The following is an 18,530-nucleotide window of genomic DNA, read 5'->3' on the forward strand; positions in this document are numbered from 1 at the left end:
AAATTCTTGTTATTTAGTTTATATTGGTTGAATTCTTTTGGTAAATAATACTATTTATTAATAATAGTGTCCATGGTTTTCATAATAAGACCCAGTTTGGAACCATCTTTTGAAAAGGAGGCTAAATAATAATCTTTATTAAATTTATTGATTACTACCAAACCTTTATCTGCATGTATGGTAATTTTATCCATTTCACCATATTCGAGATCTATAATTGTCTCTTTACACATGGTTGCAATCATTCCAGACATGGCCGCAAAATTTCCATCATATTCAAATTCTGTGGATTCAATTAAATCTCCATCAATATCAAATAGAAGAACATTTTCTACACCTGCGTCTGCAATCATGTTTTTTAAATCTTGTTTGGTTGGTCTACTGCTCATAAATACTTAGTTTTGATTTGTGTTAGTTTTTTTATTAAATATATTTAGAGTTTTAACAAAAATATACTAAATTTACTTCACAAAAAAGTTAAAATATCAGTATTCCATTACAGAAAAACTATAATTATGAAAACAAAGAACCTAAAAAAACTAAACAAAGACCTACAAAAAGCATTAGTAGAATTTAGAAAATATTCTACTGAAAATGGCGCTATGACTAAGAAAAGAGGATTTTTTAAAAATATTTTTAGCTAATAGAAGTTAAAAATCTAAATCTTCTTTTAAAAAAAGAAAATTTTCAAAAAAAAAGAGCACTTTATTTGATTTTATAAGGTTAAAATCGAATAAAGTGCTCTTTTTGTACACTAATTTTGAAGAAAAAAAGCTATTTATGCAAATTGATAGTCTCCAAATACCTGCTCAATTTCTGTAAACACATCTAATAATTGATGCAAATCATCTGTAGTAACTAATTTTTGTTTGTATTCTTTAAATCCATGAATCCCTTTAAAATAGTTAGTGTAATGTCTGCGCATTTCAACCACACCTACTCTTTCATTTTTCCATTCTACAGACCAAATCAAATGATTGCGAGCAGCTTCAATACGGTCTTTCATGCTAGGAACTGGTAAATGTTCACCCGTTTTAAAAAAATGCTTGATTTCATTAAAAATCCAAGGATACCCAATAGCTGCACGCCCTATCATAATTCCATCCAAACCGTATTTATCTCTATATTCCAATGCTTTTTCAGGAGAATCGATATCACCATTACCAAAAACAGGCATCGTTATTCTAGGATTATTTTTTACTCGAGCAATATGAGACCAATCGGAATGACCTTTATACATTTGTGCACGCGTTCTTCCATGAACCGTTAAGGCTTGCACACCAATATCTTGTAAACGCTCCGCTACTTCATCAATATTGATAGAATCTTCATCCCAACCTAATCGTGTTTTAACTGTAACTGGTAACGAAGTACTTTTTATGACTGCTTTTGTTAAGCGTACCATCAAATCCACATCTTTCAATACTCCAGCACCAGCACCTTTAGAAACCACTTTTTTAACAGGACATCCAAAATTAATATCGACTAAATCTGGCTGCACTGTCTCAACAATTTTAGCACTCATGGCCATGGCTTCTTCATCTCCTCCAAAAATCTGAATTCCTACAGGTCTCTCGTAGTCAAAAATATCTAATTTCTGACGACTTTTAATTGCATCGCGAATCAATCCTTCCGAAGAAATAAATTCAGAATACATTAAATCTGCACCGTGTAATTTACACAAGCGACGAAAAGGAGGATCACTCACGTCTTCCATTGGAGCCAATAAAAGAGGAAAATCAGGTAATTCTATGTTGCCAATTTTAGGCATAATCTTTTATTTTTTTTGCAAAGGTAAGTTTTTTTTAAAAAACATAGATTGTTGAGCTAAAATTCAAGCTTTGAACACTTTAAAACCAAAATAACATTATCTCTTTTCTGTTAAATAGCGCCAATATCGCTTAGGAACATGTTGCAAATGTAATTTTGTGTTTTTTCGTTCTTTAATATTGGTATGATCAAAATACTCTTTCCATAAATTTTGATAATTGATTTCTTCTTCATGCCAAATAACTTCTTTATTTTTTGACACCATCTTTTTATCTGGCAAAGTAACCACTGTCACTTCATTCAAATCATAAAAAATTCCGTATTGTCTCTTTTCATCATAAATTAACCATTTTTGATCTTGATATCTTTCTTTAAAATGCTTAATAATTAAAGGCAATACGTCATAATCGGGTCGGATTGTTGCAAAATAAATAGCGTCTTTTAATAGCTCAAAACGCACAAAAGCTTCCATTCGATGTTTTTCTCTACCCACGCTTTTTACCCATTTTGATAATTGTAACACGAAAGGATTAGAATAATCATTTAAAATATTGTCAGAAGGATTAGCAATGGCATAAAAAATAATTTGACTAATAATAGTTTCCCTATCTTCATTTTCAGAGGCAAATACATACAACAACTGTTTGATTGCGCTTGCACCTAATTGCTTTTCTAAGCGTAACATCACGCGATCTGCTTTTTCAGTATTCGTAATTACCATGCTATTTTCACCAAAAAGAACATTTTGAACACTATGCTTGCTAACTATTTTTACATCAGTAAATTTGTATTCATAAATTTCGAAAACTGCTGTAAGTAGTCCTTCAAAACTATTATCGTATAAAAGAGACATCATTTAACAAAGACAATTGGGAACTAAATTGTTTTTCAAACTTACTTTTTGTTCCATTTAAAATGACATTTTTTAAATGCAAACTATCTAAAAATTGCAAATGCTTATTAGAATGAGCCACACTAATAAAATATTTGGCGCGATTGGTAGCGACTCCCATTTTTTTTATATGTTCCAATGTTAACTGCTGAAAGCGTCTACCCTGCACAATTTTATAAGCCGATTTTACTCCAATTCCAGGCACACGCAAAATCATTTCAAGAGAATCATACTGAATATTAACTGGAAATTGATGAATATTTCGCAGTGCCCATCCTAATTTTGGATCCACTTCTAAGTCAAGAAAAGGCTGGTTTTGATTGACTATTTCGTCCGCTTTAAAACCGTAAAATCGCATCAACCAATCCGCTTGATACAAACGATTTTCTCTTACCATTGGAACCTCTGTACCTAAAGCAGGTAATCGAGAGTCATTGGACACAGGAACATAACCCGAGTAATACACTCTTTTTAAATTAAAGTTATTGTAAAAATGATCAGCCACTTTTATAATTTGAAAATCAGTCTCTTTTGTAGCACCAACAATTAATTGCGAACTTTGCCCCGCAGGAGCAAATTTAGGTGTCGATTTGAATTTCTTTTTTTCGTCTTTATAGACCATAATCTCATTTTTCACAAACCCCATAGGTTGAATCATCTGTTGATGATTTTTATCAGGTGCTAATAATTTCAAACCAGACTCAGTTGGAATTTCCAAATTCACACTCAATCTATCGGCATACCAACCTGCTTCGCGCATTAATTCGTCACTTGCTCCTGGAATAGTTTTTAAATGGATGTAGCCATTGAAATTATGCTCCAATCGTAACTTTTTTGCCACACGAACCAAACGTTCCATAGTATAATCGGCATCTTTAAAAATTCCCGAACTTAAAAAGAGTCCTTCAATATAATTTCTTCTGTAAAAATTAAGGGTTAAATCCACCACTTCTTCTACTGTAAAAGCGGCTCTTTTAATGTCATTACTTTTTCGAGTCACACAATAGGCACAATCGTAAATACAAAAATTAGTTAAGAGAATTTTCAACAAAGAAACACATCTTCCATCTTCGGTATAGGTATGACAAATTCCAGATGCTGAAGAATTTCCCAACCCTTTCCCTTTATTTTTTCTATTTCCACCACTAGAAGAACAAGAAACATCATACTTGGCGGCATCTGCTAAAATTTCTAACTTCTCTTTAATTCGATCGTAATTCACTCTACTGTTTATAAGATTATTTTCGTATAAAAGTAAGAAAAAAATACCTGTTAAAAAAGAAAATAACAAACTTTAGCATTTGTTTAAGCATATATATAATCTGCTAATAATACATCGATTGTTAAAAAGTTTAATTTATATTTGCAGATTAAATACAGCAATGTATTTTTAGGAAATTTGATAGAATCAGAAGATGAAGAACATTAGAAATTTTTGCATTATTGCGCACATTGACCATGGTAAAAGTACTTTGGCAGACAGATTATTAAGTGCTACACAAACTGTCTCAGCCCGAGAAGAAAAAGCGCAATTGTTAGACAATATGGATCTAGAGCGTGAGCGTGGAATTACCATTAAAAGTCATGCCATTCAAATGAATTATAGACATAACGGAGAAGATTATATTTTAAATTTGATTGACACTCCAGGACATGTAGATTTTTCGTACGAAGTATCTCGTTCAATTGCAGCTTGTGAAGGTGCCTTATTAATTGTAGATGCCGCACAAAGTATACAAGCGCAAACCATTTCTAATTTATATTTGGCATTAGAGAATGATTTGGAAATTATTCCTGTTTTAAATAAAGTAGATTTACCGAGTGCCAACCCAGAAGAAGTAAGTGACGATATTATTGATTTACTAGGCTGTAAACTAGAAGATATTATTCATGCGTCTGGAAAAACAGGTTTTGGAGTGGATAAAATTCTTGAAGCGATTGTAGAAAAAGTTCCAGCACCAAAAGGCAATGTAGATGAATCACTTCAGGCTTTAATTTTTGACTCACATTACAATCCTTTTAGAGGAATTGAAGTTATTTTCCGGGTAGTGAATGGAGAAATTAAAAAGGGACAAAAAATTAAGTTCATGGCCACTGGCAAAGAGTATTTTGCTGATGAAGTAGGAACTTTAAAATTGAATCAGGTTCCCAAAGATAAAATTTCAACAGGTGATGTAGGCTATTTGATTTCTGGAATTAAAGAAGCGAAAGAAGTAAAAGTAGGTGATACTATTACAGATGCAAAAGAACCTACCACCAACATGATTACAGGTTTTGAAAACGTAAAACCAATGGTATTTGCCGGAATTTATCCTGTAGATACGGAAGATTTTGAAGATTTACGTGCTTCAATGGAAAAACTACAGTTAAATGATGCTTCTTTAGTTTTCGCTGCGGAAAGTTCAGCTGCCTTAGGGTTTGGTTTCCGTTGTGGTTTCTTAGGAATGTTACACTTAGAAATCATTCAAGAGCGTTTAGAGCGTGAATTTGATATGACCGTAATTACGACCGTTCCAAACGTTTCGTATTTAGCATACACCAAAAAAGAACCTGAAACCGCTATTATTGTTAACAACCCCTCTGATTTACCAGAACCATCTAAGTTAGACCGTGTAGAAGAACCTTACATTAAAGCAACAATCATTACAAAATCTGACTTTGTGGGCAACGTAATGAGTTTATGTATTGAAAAAAGAGGGATTATAACCAATCAGACTTATTTAACCACTGAAAGAGTAGAATTAAATTTCGATATGCCTTTAGCAGAAATTGTATTTGATTTTTATGATCGTCTAAAAACAGTTTCTAAAGGGTATGCTTCTTTTGATTATCACCCAATTGGAATGCGAACTTCAAAATTAGTGAAGTTAGATGTTCTTTTAAATGCACAATCAGTAGATGCTTTATCTGCATTGATACATGAGGATAATGCCTATAACATTGGTAAAAAAATGTGTGAAAAATTACGCGAATTAATCCCAAGACAACAATTTGACATTCCAATTCAAGCAGCAATTGGAGCTAAAATTATTGCTCGTGAAACCATAAAAGCACTTCGAAAAGATGTTACAGCAAAATGTTATGGCGGTGATATTTCTCGTAAAAGAAAATTATTAGAAAAACAGAAAAAAGGTAAAAAACGTATGCGTCAAGTAGGTAATGTTGAAATTCCTCAAGAAGCATTTATGGCCGTTTTAAAATTAAATGATTAAGCCTTAATCTTTAAAAGTATAGTAAAAACCAATAAGTAATGTTATTGGTTTTTTTTATACCATCATGCTTCCGCAAATACCAAGACCAACCAGTAAATATATACCCGATAATATATATAAAATTTTAGCTGCTTTAGGATTATTCTTACGAATAATAAACCCTAAAATACTTATTACAATGGGAGGACCAATCATTATAATAACAATTAACAATATCAAACCTCCTAAATCCATATTTCCTTCTAATGCAATCATATTTTAAAATTTTATTTCATTTCTCAACACTTTTAAACGGGCTTTCTTATCGTCCCTATAAAACAAATTCATCGTTTCAAAAGGAATAATTTTGTAGTCCTTATCCACAATATGAACACACGATTTTTTAATGGCTCGAACATCAAAATTATAGGCATCAATAAATTGCATGATAATAATCCTAAAAAGGTTGTCATACCCTAAATGAGGCGCATCAATATGAGGTAAACAACATAAGATTGATTTTAAATTTTCTTCTGCTACTTCAACCGAATTTCCGGTACTAAACAAATCAATCATTTTCCCTTTTAATTGTTCGTCCTGTTCATAGATAATCGTATTTTTACTATTATCAAGCAAATCATTTGGATTAATATATCGTGTTAAAGGAAATACTTCACCTGCTAACTTTAAAGCATAACCCATAACCAAAGCATCAGGATTACAAGGCACTGGCAACAAATCATCTGGATTAAAAATAGCCGTTTGCTCTAGAATTTTCCTTCTTACTTCTGTCAAAGTCATTCGGTCAGTTTCAGGATTAAAATTTTGCAACCTTCCTGCTATTTGCGTGGGTTGAAAAGTTACTCCTCTAACACATTTTTGTAGGAGCGCATAATCTATTATTTTTCCAATTTCATGATCATTCAAGCCTTTTTGTAAGGTTACCACTAAAGTAGTTGACAAATTCACCTCATTTAAGTTGGCAATAGCCTGTTTTCTTATCTCACTTAAATGTGCTCCTCTTAATTCCTTCAATATATCATCTTCAAAAGAGTCAAATTGCAAATAAATTTCAAAATCTGGTGTATATTTTTTCAATTCGTTTACAAAATCTTTATCCTTTGCAATTTTAATTCCATTGGTATTCAGCATCAAATGGCGAATAGGCAATGATTTTGCATAACTTAAAATTTCAAAAAAATCAGGATGTTCAGTAGGCTCACCACCACTTAGTTGCACCACATCAGGTTCTTTTTCATTTCGAACAATAGTATCCAACATCTTTTTTACCTCATCTAAGGTTCGATGTCTTCCATAGAAAGGAGAAGAACCAGCATAGCAAGTAGGACACGTTAAATTACAACGATCTGTAATTTCAATAACGGTTAAACAAGAGTGTTGTTCATGATCTGGGCATAATCCACAATCATAAGGACAGCCATAATCTGTTTTCGTATTGAATTTATAAGGTGTTTCAGAAGGTTTGTTATAATTTCTACTATTTTTATAGTAAGCTATATCATCAGCAATTAACACTTTTGAATTCCCATGTTCTGGACATCGCTTCAACATGTAAACCTTATCGTCTTCAAAAACAATTTTAGCATCAATACGCTTTAAGCATTTGGGACACAAACTTAAGGTATAATCGTAATACGTATAATTTCTAACAGGCATTTTTGAATAGATTAAAAATGGTTTTATAATAGTACAACCCACAAATGACACATAAAATTTGAATGGTACTCAAATGACAAATAAAAAATGTATTCGGTTTTAAAAATTCAATAAAAAAGCGAAATGTAAAATAGCCAATCATAAAATATTGAAACAACAAACCATTTTCTTTGACTTTGCTTTTTATTTTCCATAAAAATAAAAATAAAATGAATAGAAAAAACAATTCATACAAAGCAATCGGATGTCTTTTTAAACCATCACCTAAATTCATTCCTAAAAAAAAAGTAGTAATTTTACCGTAAGTAAACTCATTAATTCCAGACAAAAAACAACCAATTCTTCCAATGAAAATCCCTAAAATTAGAGGAAACACAAATAAATCTCCAGAAGAATGTTTTTCGCCAATTATTTTCTTTGCTATTTCTACTCCAAGTAATCCGCCAAATAGTCCGCCCATAATGGTTTTGGCATTCATGACCTGAATCCATTGTAACGGTTCAGTAGGAAAAATTGGATTTTCCAAAAAACCGATAATTCTTGAGCCTAAAAATGCACCTAAAATAGCCCCCAGTAGAATAGACAGCCGATTTGCATTGGAAATACAATCCAAAGCATTTTTTCTAAGGTAGAGATAGTATCTAAATCCTAGAAAGAAAGCAAGGTATTCCAAAACAAGATGAATATTAATTTGGTAACCAAACCAAATAGGATTATAAGGAATAGACATAGAAACAATTTTATTAAATTTAGAAAAATACTACAAAAAAATAAAGTCGAAAATTAGATCTTTTTAAAATTGTTAAATTTATTAACATTTTAAGATTATTTTCTCAGCTCTATAGTCAAAAAACCGTAATTTTGTAAACTGTCAAAATGATTTTCAAACCCCAAAGATATCATAATGAAAAAACTACTAATTTTATTTTGGCTTTTGCCAATACTATCTTATTCTCAAGCCGTCACAGTGGATGACACTGGGTTTTCTCCTAATCAATTAGTGGATTTGTTGTTAGGAAATTCCTGTACCGAAGTTTCAAATGTGTCCATTTCATCCAATCAATCAGTAGCTTATTTCAATAACAATGGTTCTGCATTTCCAATTAATGAAGGAATCATAATAAGAAGTGGGATTGCTTCTTATTCTGAAGGGATTTACACAGGAAACAATTTAGACAGTCAAGTAAATACTTCTGGTGATGCTGGTTTACAAAACCTTGTAGCGAGCAACGGACAAAGTGGCTCCATTACTGATGTGGCATATCTCGAATTTGATTTTATTCCTTTATCTTCAAACTTTAGCTTTGATTTCTTATTTGCTTCAAATGAATACGGTCAGTGGCAATGTGCTTCTTATGATACTTTTGCTTTTTTCTTAACAGACTTAAGCACTAATACAACTACTAATTTAGCTGTTATACCATCTACAACAACTCCTGTATCGGTTCTAAACATTAGAGACCAAGCCTATAATAACAATTGTTTTTCTTCAAATGCTACTTTATTTAGCACCTATAATGTAATCAATCCAGGAAATTCAACTGTAAACATGAGAGGTTTTACTACTGTTATGAATGCATCTTCAATAGTAACACCAAACAATGCTTACAGAATACGATTGGTTATTGGAGATTATCAAGATGCTCGTTATGATTCTGCAGTTTTCTTAGCTTCTGGAAGTTTCATTACGACTTTAGACTTAGGACCAGATGATAGTTTTTGTTACGGTGACAATAGAACGCTTACAACTGGATTAAGCGAAACAGATTACAATCATAGTTGGACGTTGAATGGAAATCCTTTAGCAGAAACTGGCAATACCTTAACAATTTTAGAAAGCGGAGCGTATGAAGTAATAGTAACAAAACCCAATACAAATTGTACCATTACTGACGCAATCGTTTTCTATGACTTAGCTGTCAATAATCCCAATGACCTTATCGCCTGTAATAATGGTAGTGCAACCTACAATTATGATTTAACGCAAAACAATGAAGCCACTTTAGGTATTGATAACACACGGTATGATATCTTTTATTACAGTTCATTAGCGGAAGCTTCCTCTCACACTAATTCAATCCCTAATACTGAAGTAACAAATTATGCAAGTGGAGGAAATGAAACCCTATATCTTGCACTATATAACGTTAACACTTCTGCATTTTGTGAAGCCGTTTATTCCTTTGATTTATTAGTGAGTGACCCAATTATTGTGAATACAATTGACAATCTAGAAAATTGTGACACTGCTAATGGTCAAGGTCAAAATGTAAATTTAATATCACAAACATTAGCTAGTAATTCGCAGTTAGCTACAGGGTATAGTTTATCTTTCTATGCTACTCAAAATAGTGCACAATTAGGTGATACAGGGAATTATCCAAATCCTTCTACCTACCCAATAGCGCCTGGAGCCTCTACACAAACAGTGTGGGTTAGAATCCAATCCGATACCAATTCCAATTGTTTTGCTGTAAGCAGTTTTGAAATCATTATTAATCCTTTACCGATAGTAGATACATTAGAAAACGTCATAGAATGTCATAATTATATTCTACCCCCTATTACAAATGGAAATTATTTTTCAGGACCCAATGGAACGGGTATTCCCTATAATGCTGGTGATAGTATTGATGTTGGCGGCACCTATTATATTTTCATAGGCCCAGATACGAATGGCTGTACCAATCAATCTAGTTTTCAAATTACTTTAATTGATGAATTTGATATTAATTTAGAACACTGTGGTCAATTTGCCATACCAAATCCTCCAGCCGGTAATTTTTACACACAAGCAGGCGGACCAAATAATGTATCTAATACTGTTATTCCCAGTGGCACACTAATTACGAGCGATCAAACGATATATTATTATGCCGAAGTAGATGGTGTTTTTTGTAGAGAAGAAGTCTTTCCATTAGTCATTCATCCTTTACCACCAGTAGATACTTTAGACGATGTAATAACTTGTACTAGTTATACTTTACAACCTCTTACCAATGGGAACTATTTCAACGCACAAGGAAATCAATTGAATGCAGGAGAATCAGTAACTTCTACGCAAGTTATTACCATAAGCAATGGCCCAGACGGTAATGGCTGTGTTAACAGTTCTTCCTTTACAATTTATATTATTAATAATATCGGAAATCAAAGTGCATGTGGAGTATATACACTTCCTAATTTGGATGCAGGAGGTTATTTCACGGGGCCTTCTGGAACTGGAGATAATATCCCTGCTCAAACTGAAATTACAGAATCACAAACGATTTATATCTATGCAAACACCAGTACAGCCCCTAACTGCACAGAAAACATGTCTTTTGAAATAACTATACTAGAAGTTCCACCAGTAGATGAACTAGGGGATGTTATTGCTTGTGATTATTACATTCTACCTGAGTTAACAGATGGAAATTATTACACAGAACCAAATGGAAATGGAACCCAATTACAAGCTGGAACAATTATTGACTTAACCTCTAATAATCCCGATCCAGGTACATTCTATATTTACACTCCTGCAAATGCATCCAATTGTGATAATCAAAGTTCGTTTACCGTTACAATTAATCCATTACCTCCTGTAGATAATGAAGGGGAACTTTATTTTTGCAGTCCTTATTCATTAGAAGCACCAGTTTATGGAACCTATTATACAGAGCCTAATGCATCAGGAACACTAGTAACCCCAAGTATGGTCTTTGAGGAAACAAAAACCTTTTACATTTATAACATAGATACAACCACAGGTTGTTATCAAGATATTCCATTTACGGTTTACTATAATTATATTGGTTTACCTAATTATGATAATATCTCTAGCTGTGATAGTTATACATTAGAAACATTAACTCATACACCAGCTTCACCAAATAGTTATACTATAGATTATTACTCGCAACCTGGGGGTAATCCTGCAGATATTATCAATCCAAATGATTATACTATTAGCGCAACTCAAACCATTTATGTGTATGCAAAAAATGGGGATAGATATCCTTGTACCGAAGAAAAGAGCTTTACAGTTACTATCTCAGAAACCCCAGATTTAAGTACGTATCCAATTGATTTTGCAGCATTAGACGGAAGCAATCATTGTGGTGAATTTACGTTACCTACCTTAACGCCTACTAGCTATCAAATTAATTATTACAGTCAGCCAGGTGGTGATTCTTCCAATCTAATTGATCCTAATAATTACACTTTTAGTGTGCCAGCCGCTAGTACAAGTGAAACCTTTGATATTTGGGTATATGCTCGAGCAACTAATAATGATACTTGTAATGACGAAACGCATTTTCAGTTTACGGTTTCTCCAAGATCCGTGTTTTCTGTAGCAGACGGTATTATTTGTATTCATCCTGAAACCAATATAGTAGAACAAACGGCAACCTTATTTGTACCTCAAGATAGTAGTCTGAATCCTTCAAATTATGCTATTGAATGGTATTTAAATGGCAACTTAATGGGTACAGGATTTCAATATATCGCTGATGCAATTGGAGTTTATGATGTAGTTCCCATCAAATTAATACCTGAAAACGCTCCTGAATGTTCGTATGATGCCACTACCGTTGAAGTAACCGCTTCTAGTGTTGCTTTAGCAGAAGTAATTGTAACAGAAGATTTCGAAGAAGTAGCTATTGCAACTGTTAACATACTAACGGGTTTTGGCAACTATGAATATCAATTAGATGGGGGTGCCTTTCAAACAAGTCCCGTATTTACCGATTTAAGTTCTGGTGATCATACTATTGTTATTAATGATTTATATGGAAACTGTGGAGATAGTCAGGTTACCTTTACAGTTATTAAATATCCCAAATTTTTTACCCCAAATAATGACGGTTACAATGATCAATGGAACATTTATGATTTAAAAGACACTTCTGGGACAACCATTTCTATTTTTGATCGTTATGGCAAATTAATTAAACAAATTTCACCAAACGGACCCGGCTGGGATGGAACTTACAACGGAACACCATTACCATCAACAGATTATTGGTTTATTGTTTCGTATCAGTATAATGGGGAAGAACGCACCTACAAAGCACACTTTACAATGAAACGATAAATAAAAAAGCACTTGAAGATTCAAGTGCTTTTTTTATACTATTCTCTATTTAACAATTAATTTAGAGACCTGTTCTAATCGCTTCCACTGGATCCAATTTTGCAGCTGAAATAGCAGGCAGAATTCCAGAAATCAAACCAATAAATGAGGCCAGACCACTCCCAATTAATAAATTTTGGGAACTTAAAACAAACTCAAAATCCAGAGCAGCACTTAATCCTACTGCACACAACCATACGAGTAGCATACCTACAATTCCTCCAATTAGAGACAAAATAATAGCTTCAAATAAAAACTGAAATAAAATAAACTTATTCTTAGCTCCCAAGGCTTTTTGAATTCCAATTAAGTTGGTACGCTCTTTTACAGAAACAAACATAATATTAGCAATTCCAAAACCTCCAACTAAAAGAGAGAACAAACTGATTCCCCAACCTATTTTATTCATTTGTCCAACGATATTATCAATGAAATCTGTAAAACCAGATAGCACATTAATAAAAAAGTTATTAATTTCACCAGGCTTCAAACTTCTATAAGCGCGCAGTTTTTGAGATAGTTCTGCTTTAAACTCTTCCATATCTACTCCCTTTTCAGGTTTAATTAATATGGCTGGAGTTAAACTCTTATTATTGTCGCCATACATTCTTCTTAAAAAGTTTACGGGAAAAAACACAGACACATCATTACTTTGACCAAAAGTAGCTTGTCCTTGTTTTTTAAGGACTCCAATTACCGTTAGCTTCTGTCCATATAACCTTACTTTTTTACCTAATGGATTCTTATTCCCAAATAAGCTGCTCGCTACTTCGCTTCCAATAACAATTACGGGTGTACCCGAATTGGATTCGGATTCATTAAAAAAACGACCTGTTTCAACTTTTATAGGTTCAATGTCAATTAATTCATTAGTACAAGGAGTTACCTGAATAGAATTAACGGTTTTGTCATCATATTTTATATTTTCATTTCGAGTAAATACATTAAAAGACATTTTATCTACATAATTTACCGAACGTCTAATGTATTCATATTCTTCATAAGTTACATCTGGAAACTGTTCTCTTTTCCATCTTGGCACTTCTGAAGGACCAAAAGAAAAGCGAATTAAATACACGGTATTTAAATCCATATCACTTAAATCTTCTTTGATTTTCTTATCCATAGAATCTACAGCTGCAAGAACTGCAATAATGGAAAAAATACCTATAGTAACTCCTAAAAGAGACAATAAGGTTCGTAATTTGTTATTTCGCAATGCATTGAGTGCAAAGCTTAAACTTTCTTTAAGTAATCGAAGATATAATAACATAATACAGTTGAATTATAGTATTAGTAGACCGAAAGCTTAAAATGTTACAAAAAGTATATAAAAAGATACACTTTAGCTTGACTAAAGGTTAAGTTACTATAACCTCGGCTTTGATATGGCTTTGATATGGAGTAACAACTTATGTAAAACACATAGAAGAAATAGAATTTAAAAATATTTTTTAATGAAATAGCTGTAAGGCCCCTATTTCTTGTACTTAACATCTATTTCATTTTAATACTAATATATTTTTAGAAACTTTATTTATTTTTGTTTTAACTTTATTTAAAAATACAACTATTCAAAAAACAAACACTATGAAAAAAATTTTTTTATTAGCCATACTAGGCTTATCTCTATTTTCATGTAAAAAAGATACTACTACAGAAAACACGAACAATAGTGAAAATGAAGTAGCAACGGAAACATTAGAACAAAAATCTTCAAATGAAAATGATTCCAAAACACTTGATTTAACAAAAATCCCTATTAGTACATTTCCCATTACCCAAATACCTTTTTTTAGTTTACCAACGGGATACAAATATTCTCATGAAGAAAAGAGAAATTACGAGTCGATTCGTTTTTGGACTGGGTCATCATTTGAAATGCCAGAAGGTGAATTATTTTGTGGAAGAATCAGTAATGACAAAGACCATTCCTATTCTGGTCTTGAACTTTTTAAAAATTTAGATCAAATTTTTAAAGAAGCTGGTGCAGTAGCACTTTTTGAGGGTAAAGTACCCCAAGAAGCAATCACTCAAAATGAAGAAAAATATCCTATTTCTGATTATGGGATAAAATCTAACGCCTATGGTTTTCAAGGATTTGCCAAAACATGGACGTATATCATCCGACAAGACAATCAAAATATTTGGTTACAATTAAATGAATCTGATGACAATGCAAGTTTACATGTGGCAATAATTAAAACAAAAGCGGTTGCTATTACTTCTCAACTCATTAAAGCTGACGAAATGAAATTGTCATTGGAACAGAATGGATTAGTAACCTTATATATTAATTTTGAGACCAATAAATCAGACATACAACCAGAAGCTAAGCCAACTCTAGAAGAAGTTTTTAAATTATTAAAAGAAAACCCAAGTTTAAAATTAAGTATTGAAGGACACACCGACAATAGTGGCGATAAAAAATACAATTTTGAACTTTCTGAAGCAAGAGCTAAAAGTATTGTCGCTTACCTTACACAAAAAGGCATTTCAAGTGAGCGATTACAAAGTAAAGGTTATGGCGATACTAAACCATTACAAGAAAACACATCAGAAGACAATAAAGCCTTAAATAGACGAGTTGAATTGAGAAAAATAGGATAACAACTACCCTCTTTTTTATCAATTTCAGGTATTTCAAAAACTCGAACATACAGTTATAAAAAATTTAGAAGAGATTGTGAAACGAAAAAGCAATCAAATCCTTAATAGAATTGAGTTCGAGTTTTTTTAAAATATTCTTTCGGTGTGTATCTACAGTAAACTGACTTATATGCAAAGCATCTGCAATTTGTTTTGCCGTTTTCCCTTCTTTTATTAGTAAAATAATTTCTTTTTCTCTTTTAGAGATCATTTTAAACAAAGGTGGCGGATCAAAACAATCCATGTCCATTTCTAAAAAGACATCTTCCCCTGCTAGTACCAAACCAATAACCTCTTTCATTTCTTTGGCATCGGTACTCTTTGGTATAAAACCATTCGCTTGACTCTTCTTAATTTCGAGATATAAATTTTTAGGATCAAACATAGAGATAATAATAATTTTCAGATGAGGATAATTAGTTTTCATCCGTCTGGCAACTTCCAATCCGTTTTCCTCTTTCAATTGAATATCCAAAAGAATTAAATCGATATGATCTAATGAATTGGACAATTCCTTCTCAGAAGCAATACAATCCTGTAAATGTACCCCTTCTATATCTCTTAAAATTCTTGCCAATCCTTCAGCAAAAAGTTTATGATCATCGATAATTATGGTATTATGAATTTTAGTTTTCATTTAAAGGAATGTTTATAATAATCGTAGTATTGCCTTTTGTACTTGAAATATGCACTACTCCATTTCTATTTTTAACCCGTTGATGGATGTTTTTCAATCCCATACCTGTTCCTTTCATTGCTTTCTCAACAGCAAACCCAATGCCATTATCTTCAATTATGACTTGGATATCTTCATCAATCAAAATTTGAATTGTAACTTCTTTAGCTTGTGCGTGCTTTAAAATATTGGTTATAATTTCATTGACAATTTTGAAAAGTGCTTCTTTAGTAGTTCCAGATATTTTTTGATCGTTCCCAATAAAAATATGATTAAACTCTATAGGTGTTATATTTTTATAGAGGGCGATTAGATTATCCACTCTTTCTTTAAGAGAAGACAAGTTAGAACTTGTTCCTGATAATTTATTATAAAAGGATCGAATGTCGTTACTTGCATTGGATATCATTTCAATTAATTTTTTATCTTCTACATAAGTATGAGTTACCAATAATTTTATGGCATTAATAGTAGCACCTAAATCATCATGTAAATCTCTAGCAATTTGCTGTCTTTCCTGATTTTGAATATTCAATTCTCGATGCATCATGCGTTCCTCGTAATTCGCATTTTCAATTTCCAACTTAAATTTCATTTTTGCTGTTTTTTGAAATCGCCATGCAATTAAAACACCTATAAAAACAAACTCTGCACATACTACCCAATAAAAATAATTAGGATAGGTTATTTCGTAATAATTTATGATCCCAGAATAATTTAAAAAATATCCTGCAGGATTAAAAAGCAACATGATAATTATAAATAAAATACCTATGATTATTTTTTTTGATTGCAGTGAAAATAAAATGATTTTTAGAACAGTAATACCAACAATAATAAAAATAAAATAGAGATTTATTTTCCATACAATATAATAACTCAATTGCCCAAAATGAAGTTGATTCATACATAAAAAATAGAGTATAATAGAGGTTATACTTATGAATACGCCTATTTTAAAGATCCTATCAATTATTTTTTTATACTTAATTTCAGTAGTAATGCCTTGAAAAATATACGTTACAATTTCATAATTAATACAAACTGCTAGTAATGAAAGCGGTAAAGAATGGAATCGGTTTACTATCTTAAAAAGTAGTTCTTGGGTAATAACAGGATTCATCAATTCTTCAGATAAAGTAATTATTACAATTACTATGAGATAGAAAAAAAACTGCAAAAACACATTCTTCCTTTGAATAACCCATAAAATAAAACTCAGAAGAGACATCAATAAAAAAGTACCAATAAAAAAACCAACTGACCAGTAAAAACGTTTTTCCCAAAGCAAATTATGTTCTGGTGTTGTTAAATCTGTAAAAGCATTTTGGGCATGCCTTTTATTAATCAGTTTTACAACAATTTCTTGTTCCTCATTGTACTTAATTACAACAGGGATTGTAAGCGCTCGAGTAGGAACCTTACGCTCTTTTAACAATTGATTTCGAAACAAAGTATCAGTGGGTAGCCATTTTTCTTTCTGCTTTCGATACACATAAATAGAATCGGCATGTGTATAAAAAGACCACCAATATTTAAAATCTTTAGAAGAGCTATTTTTAATTTTTAAGTAATACCAACTCGAATAAGGATTCAGTCCTAAATTCCTTTTAGAGCGGTATTTTGATTGAGCAAACGTATCCTTACTTAATCGCTGTGCTACTTCTTCGAAATTAGCATTTTTAGTTGTGTCTATCCAAATTCGTAAATAGTCATATAAATTGTGTGCATTGGGGCCATCCACATGAAAAACTCTTTTTTCTTGTGCCATAGAAAGCAATGCAAAGTGGTAGCAAAGCCATAAAAACAAATACTGTTTACGTGACATTTTACGCTATTAATCTAACAAATATCTAGTAATTTACTGAAAATAAAAATACCAAGAACTTGGTATTGTACCATTTGTAGTAAAAAAATAAATTTATAGTACTGTCAAAAAAGAGCTATTAACTGATTAGAAATAAATTATTTATGAGAAAAACACAATGTATCAAATGCCTTTTTGTTTTTGTTTGTATTTTTTTAGGAAACACTTTCAGAAGCGAAGCACAACGCAGTGAAACACATAGTTTAAATTTATCTCGAAGTCGCTCAGGTCTCAATTTTGAAACCCAGACAAGTGGTTTTGACTTCTATGGAGTACAATTTCGCTATCAATTTGTCAATTGTGGAGGCGATGTTCAAATGGGCATTAATTATGATAAAAGAGCCAATTACACCTTCTATTATCACAATGGAAGATGGTTTGGAGAGACTACTGTAGGAAGTGATTTATGGCCAAAAGCTACTGATTTTGAACTTCAAGAAATCACTGCTGATTTATATTATGGGAATTCCAATTTGGGACAAGTTCACTTAAATTATATCGTGGGGAATTTTGCAGGCTGTTTTGGAGAAACTTTTGATGTATTGAAACAAGTGGGTAAAAACCCATCCGACAAGTTATACAAAGACAACATTCATAAATTAACACTGAGAAATGTAAAAATTATTCGCGGTGGTCCTACAAAAACTAGTAATGATTACAAAATTAAAGACAAATTAAAGAAGCTTTAA

General features: G+C 32.0%; 15 protein-coding genes. 5 read left to right on the top strand and 10 right to left on the bottom strand.

Annotated elements, in window-relative coordinates; translation table 11 throughout:
• Window positions 1-50 precede the first annotated feature (50 nt).
• Window positions 51-389, bottom strand: coding sequence for a hypothetical protein (locus NHF47_RS00825; protein ID WP_252763142.1), 339 nt, complete (start codon window positions 387-389; stop codon window positions 51-53).
• 126 nt (window positions 390-515) lie between these two features.
• Between NHF47_RS00825 and NHF47_RS17235 the strand changes: the two genes are divergently transcribed.
• A complete protein-coding gene (locus NHF47_RS17235; RefSeq protein ID WP_256476715.1) occupies window positions 516-644 on the top strand; it encodes a hypothetical protein in 129 nt (42 codons plus the stop codon).
• A 134-nt stretch (window positions 645-778) separates the two neighbouring features.
• On the opposite strand, the gene dusB is transcribed toward NHF47_RS17235, so the two are convergent.
• From dusB to NHF47_RS00840, 3 genes are all read right to left on the bottom strand, one after another.
• Entirely contained in the window at window positions 779-1,771 is a 993-nt protein-coding gene (dusB, locus tag NHF47_RS00830) for a tRNA dihydrouridine synthase DusB (protein ID WP_140997388.1), read from the bottom strand.
• Window positions 1,772-1,867: 96 nt separating this feature from the next.
• A complete protein-coding gene (locus tag NHF47_RS00835) occupies window positions 1,868-2,623 on the bottom strand; it encodes a TIGR03915 family putative DNA repair protein (protein WP_308219250.1) in 756 nt (251 codons plus the stop codon).
• The gene (locus NHF47_RS00840) at window positions 2,604-3,884 is read right to left on the bottom strand and encodes a putative DNA modification/repair radical SAM protein (RefSeq protein ID WP_252766046.1); all 1,281 of its coding nucleotides are present in this window, start codon (window positions 3,882-3,884) and stop codon (window positions 2,604-2,606) included. The genes NHF47_RS00835 and NHF47_RS00840 overlap by 20 nt, the downstream gene beginning before the upstream one ends.
• A 193-nt stretch (window positions 3,885-4,077) precedes the next feature.
• Here NHF47_RS00840 and lepA point away from each other — a divergent pair, with 193 nt between their 5' ends.
• Complete coding sequence (lepA, locus tag NHF47_RS00845) at window positions 4,078-5,874, top strand: translation elongation factor 4 (RefSeq protein WP_140997385.1); 1,797 nt, start codon at window positions 4,078-4,080, stop codon at window positions 5,872-5,874.
• A gap of 54 nt (window positions 5,875-5,928) precedes the next feature.
• Here lepA and NHF47_RS00850 read toward each other — a convergent pair whose 3' ends face one another.
• From NHF47_RS00850 to NHF47_RS00860, 3 genes are read right to left on the bottom strand one after another with little or no spacing between them, the layout of a single operon-like run.
• Complete coding sequence (locus NHF47_RS00850) at window positions 5,929-6,129, bottom strand: hypothetical protein (protein ID WP_252763144.1); 201 nt, start codon at window positions 6,127-6,129, stop codon at window positions 5,929-5,931.
• Between the two features lie 3 nt (window positions 6,130-6,132).
• Window positions 6,133-7,530, bottom strand: a complete 1,398-nt coding sequence (locus NHF47_RS00855; protein WP_252763145.1) for a radical SAM protein — start codon at window positions 7,528-7,530, stop codon at window positions 6,133-6,135.
• Window positions 7,520-8,260, bottom strand: a complete 741-nt coding sequence (locus NHF47_RS00860; protein ID WP_252763146.1) for a prolipoprotein diacylglyceryl transferase — start codon at window positions 8,258-8,260, stop codon at window positions 7,520-7,522. Before NHF47_RS00860 ends, NHF47_RS00855 begins: the two co-directional genes overlap by 11 nt.
• Before the next feature lie 174 nt (window positions 8,261-8,434).
• Here NHF47_RS00860 and NHF47_RS00865 point away from each other — a divergent pair, with 174 nt between their 5' ends.
• Window positions 8,435-12,610, top strand: coding sequence for a T9SS type B sorting domain-containing protein (locus NHF47_RS00865; protein WP_252763147.1), 4,176 nt, complete (start codon window positions 8,435-8,437; stop codon window positions 12,608-12,610).
• Window positions 12,611-12,671: 61 nt separating this feature from the next.
• On the opposite strand, the gene NHF47_RS00870 is transcribed toward NHF47_RS00865, so the two are convergent.
• Window positions 12,672-13,922, bottom strand: a complete 1,251-nt coding sequence (locus tag NHF47_RS00870; RefSeq protein WP_252763148.1) for an ABC transporter permease — start codon at window positions 13,920-13,922, stop codon at window positions 12,672-12,674.
• A gap of 317 nt (window positions 13,923-14,239) precedes the next feature.
• Between NHF47_RS00870 and NHF47_RS00875 the strand changes: the two genes are divergently transcribed.
• On the top strand, window positions 14,240-15,259 hold the full coding sequence (locus tag NHF47_RS00875; RefSeq protein WP_252763149.1) for an OmpA family protein: 1,020 nt from the start codon (window positions 14,240-14,242) through the stop codon (window positions 15,257-15,259).
• A gap of 64 nt (window positions 15,260-15,323) precedes the next feature.
• Here NHF47_RS00875 and NHF47_RS00880 read toward each other — a convergent pair whose 3' ends face one another.
• Complete coding sequence (locus NHF47_RS00880) at window positions 15,324-15,935, bottom strand: response regulator transcription factor (protein WP_252763150.1); 612 nt, start codon at window positions 15,933-15,935, stop codon at window positions 15,324-15,326.
• Window positions 15,925-17,802, bottom strand: coding sequence for an ATP-binding protein (locus NHF47_RS00885; protein ID WP_252763151.1), 1,878 nt, complete (start codon window positions 17,800-17,802; stop codon window positions 15,925-15,927). The genes NHF47_RS00880 and NHF47_RS00885 overlap by 11 nt, the downstream gene beginning before the upstream one ends.
• Window positions 17,803-17,945: 143 nt before the next feature.
• On the opposite strand from NHF47_RS00885, the gene NHF47_RS00890 reads away from it, so the two are divergent.
• Window positions 17,946-18,530, top strand: coding sequence for a hypothetical protein (locus tag NHF47_RS00890; protein WP_252763152.1), 585 nt, complete (start codon window positions 17,946-17,948; stop codon window positions 18,528-18,530).

Origin of the sequence: Flavobacterium sp. NRK F7, from assembly GCF_024054195.1 — a bacterium.
GTDB lineage: Bacteria > Bacteroidota > Bacteroidia > Flavobacteriales > Flavobacteriaceae > Flavobacterium.

Excerpts from the sequence above, each read along its gene's own strand:
- NHF47_RS00875 (WP_252763149.1), top strand. The coding sequence starts at position 14,240 with ATGAAAAAAATTTTTTTATTAGCCATACTAGGCTTATCTCTATTTTCA.
- NHF47_RS00890 (WP_252763152.1), top strand. The coding sequence starts at position 17,946 with ATGAGAAAAACACAATGTATCAAATGCCTTTTTGTTTTTGTTTGTATT.
- NHF47_RS17235 (WP_256476715.1), top strand. The coding sequence starts at position 516 with ATGAAAACAAAGAACCTAAAAAAACTAAACAAAGACCTACAAAAAGCA.
- NHF47_RS00835 (WP_308219250.1), bottom strand. The coding sequence starts at position 2,623 with ATGTCTCTTTTATACGATAATAGTTTTGAAGGACTACTTACAGCAGTT.
- dusB (WP_140997388.1), bottom strand. The coding sequence starts at position 1,771 with ATGCCTAAAATTGGCAACATAGAATTACCTGATTTTCCTCTTTTATTG.
- NHF47_RS00865 (WP_252763147.1), top strand. The coding sequence starts at position 8,435 with ATGAAAAAACTACTAATTTTATTTTGGCTTTTGCCAATACTATCTTAT.
- NHF47_RS00855 (WP_252763145.1), bottom strand. The coding sequence starts at position 7,530 with ATGCCTGTTAGAAATTATACGTATTACGATTATACCTTAAGTTTGTGT.
- lepA (WP_140997385.1), top strand. The coding sequence starts at position 4,078 with ATGAAGAACATTAGAAATTTTTGCATTATTGCGCACATTGACCATGGT.
- NHF47_RS00885 (WP_252763151.1), bottom strand. The coding sequence starts at position 17,802 with ATGTCACGTAAACAGTATTTGTTTTTATGGCTTTGCTACCACTTTGCA.
- NHF47_RS00860 (WP_252763146.1), bottom strand. The coding sequence starts at position 8,260 with ATGTCTATTCCTTATAATCCTATTTGGTTTGGTTACCAAATTAATATT.
- NHF47_RS00825 (WP_252763142.1), bottom strand. The coding sequence starts at position 389 with ATGAGCAGTAGACCAACCAAACAAGATTTAAAAAACATGATTGCAGAC.
- NHF47_RS00870 (WP_252763148.1), bottom strand. The coding sequence starts at position 13,922 with ATGTTATTATATCTTCGATTACTTAAAGAAAGTTTAAGCTTTGCACTC.
- NHF47_RS00880 (WP_252763150.1), bottom strand. The coding sequence starts at position 15,935 with ATGAAAACTAAAATTCATAATACCATAATTATCGATGATCATAAACTT.
- NHF47_RS00850 (WP_252763144.1), bottom strand. The coding sequence starts at position 6,129 with ATGATTGCATTAGAAGGAAATATGGATTTAGGAGGTTTGATATTGTTA.